The 4,500-nt window shown below is 62.0% G+C and carries 3 protein-coding genes; all 3 read left to right on the plus strand.

Going from position 1 to position 4,500, the window contains the following annotated elements; translation table 11 throughout:
* The 3 genes from gcvT (at position 1) to gcvP (ending at position 4,448) form a co-directional block, all read left to right on the plus strand.
* Complete coding sequence (gcvT, locus tag BLU89_RS20945) at positions 1 to 1,095, plus strand: glycine cleavage system aminomethyltransferase GcvT (RefSeq protein ID WP_074739671.1); 1,095 nt, start codon at positions 1 to 3, stop codon at positions 1,093 to 1,095.
* 18 nt (positions 1,096 to 1,113) lie between these two features.
* Entirely contained in the window at positions 1,114 to 1,479 is a 366-nt protein-coding gene (gcvH, locus tag BLU89_RS20950; RefSeq protein WP_074739673.1) for a glycine cleavage system protein GcvH, read from the plus strand.
* A gap of 113 nt (positions 1,480 to 1,592) precedes the next feature.
* On the plus strand, positions 1,593 to 4,448 hold the full coding sequence (gene gcvP / locus BLU89_RS20955; RefSeq protein ID WP_074739675.1) for an aminomethyl-transferring glycine dehydrogenase: 2,856 nt from the start codon (positions 1,593 to 1,595) through the stop codon (positions 4,446 to 4,448).
* Positions 4,449 to 4,500: the final 52 nt, after the last annotated feature.

Raw genomic sequence — 4,500 nt, forward strand, 5'->3', positions numbered from 1 at the left:
ATGACATCCATAAAACGCACGCCGTTGCACTCCCTTCATGTTGAGTTGGGGGGTAAGTTGGTTGATTTTGCGGGCTGGGAGATGCCTGTGCAGTATCCTTTGGGGATTATGGGAGAGCATAAGCAGTGTCGTGAGAAGGCGGCGGTGTTTGATGTGTCTCATATGGGTCAGGTGATTTTGCGTGGCGAGAATGTGGGTGAGAAGCTTGAGGCGATCTGCCCGCAGGCTTATGCGACGCTGAAGCCGGGCAAGGCACGATACGGGTTCTTCACGAACGAAGACGGTGGGATCATGGATGATCTGATCGTGTCGAATGCGGGGGATCATTATTTTGTGGTGGTGAACGCGGCGCTGCGTCATCAGGACATTCCGCATATGAAAGCCAATCTTGAGGGCGTCGAAGTGACCGAGATCTTCGACCGCGCGCTGGTGGCGGTTCAGGGTCCGGCGGCGGAAAACGTTGTGGGCGAGCTGTGCCCTGCGGCGCGGGATCTGAAGTTCATGGAAACCACGGTGGCGCCGATCAACGGCGTTGAGTGTCGTATCTCGCGGCTGGGCTATACCGGTGAGGACGGGTACGAGATCTCGATCCCCGAGGACAAGGCGATTGAGGTCACACGGGCGTTTCTGGCGCATGAGGATTGCGAAGCCGCCGGTCTGGGCGCGCGCGACAGCCTGCGGCTTGAGGCGGGTCTGTGCCTTTACGGCAATGACATTGACCAGAGCACCTCGCCGGTCGAGGCCTCGCTGGGCTGGGCGATGCAAAAGCGCCGCAAGGAAGAGGGCGGCTTTCCGGGTGCGGACCGCGTGCAGAAGGAACTGGCCGAAGGCCCCGCCAAAAAGCTGGTCGGCATCAAGCCAGACGGGCGCGCACCGGCGCGTGAGGGCGTGGAAATCCAGTGCGCCGAGGGCAATACCATCGGCCAGATCACCTCGGGTGTGTTCGGCCCCACGGTCGGCGGGCCGGTGGCGATGGGCTATGTGAGCAAGGGCCATGGCGAACCGGGCGAGGTGGTGAACCTGATCATCCGGGGCAAGCCGCAACCGGCGCAGATCGTGGCGCTGCCTTTTGTTACCCAGAATTACAAGCGTTGAAGTCAGGAGAGAGACAACATGGCAACCTATTATTCCGAAGAGCATGAATGGCTGACCGTCGAGGGCGACATCGCCACACTGGGCATCACCAAGCACGCGGCTGAACAGCTGGGCGATGTGGTGTTTGTCGAGCAGCAGGAAGCGGGTGATGAGTTCGAAAAGGGCGGCGAGATCGGCGTGATCGAATCCGTCAAGGCGGCGTCTGAGCTTTATGCGCCGGTGGATGGTGAGATTGCGGAAGTGAACGAGGCGCTGGCCGACGCCCCCGGATCGCTGAACGACGATCCTGAAGGTGAGGCGTGGATCTACAAGATCAAGATCACGGATGCGTCGCAGCTGGAAGATCTGATGGATCTGGACGGCTACAAAGCCCTGATCGGCTGAACCTACTCCGGAGCCCCGGCATCGGGGCTCCGTCGCTTCATCCTTTTCCAATTACTCCCGCCGGAGGCATCCGCCAGAGCGGCCGGGCGAGACATTCCCTGAGGAGCGCAACAATGGCCTTCAAACTGACCGACTACGAAGCCTATGACTTCGCCAACCGCCGCCATATCGGGCCCAGCCCGGTCGAGATGCGCGATATGCTCAAGGTGATCGGCTTCAAGACACTGGACGAGCTGATCGACGCCACCGTCCCGCCTGCGATCCGCCAGAAAGAACCGCTGGACTGGGGTCCGGCGATGACCGAACGCGATGCGCTGTTCCACATGAAAGAAATCGCCAGCAAGAACAAGGTTCTGACCTCGCTGATCGGTCAGGGCTATTACGGCACCACCACGCCGGCACCGATCCTGCGCAACATTCTGGAGAACCCGGCCTGGTACACGGCTTATACGCCCTATCAGCCCGAGATCAGCCAGGGTCGGCTTGAGGCGCTGCTGAACTTCCAGACCATGGTCAGCGATCTGACCGGGCTGGACGTGGCCAACGCGTCCTTGCTGGATGAGGCCACGGCGGCAGCTGAGGCGATGGCGATGGCCAAGCGCGGCGGCCGCTCCAAGGCCAATAACGCGGCCTTTTTTGTTGACAAGAACTGCCACCCGCAGACCATCGCGGTCATTAAAACCCGCGCCGAGCCTTTGGGCATCGAGGTGCAGGTGGCTGATCCGGACACGCTGGATGCGGGCGCCGTCTTTGGCGCGATCTTCCAGTATCCCGGCACCCACGGCCATGTGCGCGACTTCACCGCCGAGATCGCGGCGCTGCATGAACACAAAGCCATCGCCATTGTCGCCGCCGACATCCTGTCGCTGGCACTGCTGAAGTCACCGGGTGAGATGGGCGCGGATATCGCCATCGGCTCGACCCAGCGCTTTGGTGTGCCGATGGGCTATGGCGGCCCGCACGCCGCCTATATGGCGACCACCGACAAGCTGAAGCGCTCTATGCCGGGCCGGATCATCGGTGTCAGCATCGACAGCCGCGGCAACAAGGCCTATCGCCTGGCGCTGCAAACCCGCGAGCAGCATATCCGCCGCGAAAAAGCCAACTCGAACGTCTGCACGGCGCAGGCGCTGCTGGCGGTGATCGCCTCGATGTATGCCGTGTACCATGGCCCCGATGGCATCAAGGCCATCGCGCAATCGGTGCACCGCAAGACCTCGCGCCTGGCCGCTGGCCTGGAAGAGGCGGGCTTTGCGGTGGAACCCGAGGTGTTCTTCGACACCATCACGGTTGAGGTTGGCCATCTGCAGAATGTTGTCATGGAGGCCGCCGTGGCCCGCGGCGTCAACCTGCGTAAGGTTGGCGACAGCAAAGTGGGCATCAGCCTGGATGAGCAGACCCGCCCCGAGACCATCGAAGCCGTCTGGGGCGCCTTTGGGATCGAGCGCAAGGATGACAGCTCGAACAAGCTCTACCGCCTGCCGGAACATGCGCTGCGCGAAAGCGCCTATCTGACCCACGAGATATTCCACAAGAACCGGGCCGAAGCCGAGATCACGCGCTATATGCGTCGTCTGGCCGACCGCGATCTGGCGCTGGATCGGGCGATGATCCCGCTGGGGTCCTGCACCATGAAGCTGAACGCCACGGTTGAGATGATCCCGGTCACCTGGCCCGAGTTCGGCAATCTGCACCCGTTCTGCCCGCAAGATCAGGCGCAGGGCTATCACGAGATGATCGACGATCTGAACGACAAGCTGTGCCAGATCACCGGCTATGACGCGATCTCCCAGCAGCCCAACTCGGGCGCGCAGGGGGAATATGCAGGCCTGCTGACCATCCGCAACTATCATGCATCGCGGGGTGAGGCGCACCGCAATGTCTGCCTGATCCCGACCTCGGCGCATGGCACCAACCCGGCCTCGGCTCAGATGGTGGGCTATCAGGTTGTACCGGTGAAAGCGGATGAGAACGGCAATATCGATCTGGGTGATTTCCGCGAAAAGGCGGAAAAGCACTCCGATCATCTGGCCGCCTGCATGATCACCTATCCGTCCACCCATGGCGTGTTCGAGACCACCGTGCAGGAGGTCTGCCAGATCACCCATGATCACGGCGGTCAGGTCTATATCGACGGAGCCAACATGAACGCCATGGTCGGTCTGGCCCAGCCGGGCAAGATCGGCGGTGACGTCAGCCACCTGAACCTGCACAAGACCTTCTGCATCCCGCATGGCGGCGGCGGCCCCGGCATGGGTCCGATCGGCGTCAAGGCGCATCTTGAGGAACACCTGCCCGGCCATCCGGAATACGGCTCTGCCGTGGGTCCGGTCTCGGCGGCGCCCTTCGGCTCGCCCTCAATCCTGCCGGTCTCATGGGCCTATGTGCTGCTGATGGGCGGCGAAGGTCTGACCCAGGCGACCAAGGTGGCAATCCTGAACGCCAACTACATCGCGGCACGTCTGCAGGACGCCTATCCGATCCTGTATACGTCCGAGACAGGCCGAGTGGCGCATGAGTGCATTCTGGATACCCGCCCGCTGGACGAGGCAGCGCAGGTCAGCGTCGACGACGTGGCCAAGCGTCTGGTCGATTCAGGCTTCCACGCACCCACGATGAGCTGGCCGGTGGCCGGCACCCTGATGGTCGAACCCACGGAATCGGAACCCAAGGACGAGCTGGACCGCTTCTGCGAGGCTATGCTGTCGATCCGGGCCGAAGCGCAGGACATCATCGACGGCAAGATCGACGCGGAGAACAACCCGCTGAAAAACGCCCCCCACACGGTGCGTGATCTGGTCGGCGACTGGGACCGCCCTTACACCCGCGAACAGGCCTGCTTCCCCCCAGGCTCCATGGGCGTCGACAAATACTGGTCCCCCGTCAACCGCGTCGACAACGCATACGGCGACCGAAACCTCATCTGCACATGCCCGCCAATGTCAGAATACGAAGACGCAGCTGAATAAAACAAACCATCAAACCCCCCGCCAATCAGGCAGGGGGGTTTTTAGCCAATCG

Origin of the sequence: Ruegeria halocynthiae, assembly GCF_900106805.1 — a bacterium.
Taxonomy (GTDB): Bacteria; Pseudomonadota; Alphaproteobacteria; order Rhodobacterales; family Rhodobacteraceae; genus Ruegeria; species Ruegeria halocynthiae.

Bases quoted from the DNA above. Each gene is read 5' to 3' on its own strand.
- gcvT (WP_074739671.1), top strand. From the start codon at position 1: ATGACATCCATAAAACGCACGCCGTTGCACTCCCTTCATGTTGAGTTG.
- gcvH (WP_074739673.1), top strand. From the start codon at position 1,114: ATGGCAACCTATTATTCCGAAGAGCATGAATGGCTGACCGTCGAGGGC.
- gcvP (WP_074739675.1), top strand. From the start codon at position 1,593: ATGGCCTTCAAACTGACCGACTACGAAGCCTATGACTTCGCCAACCGC.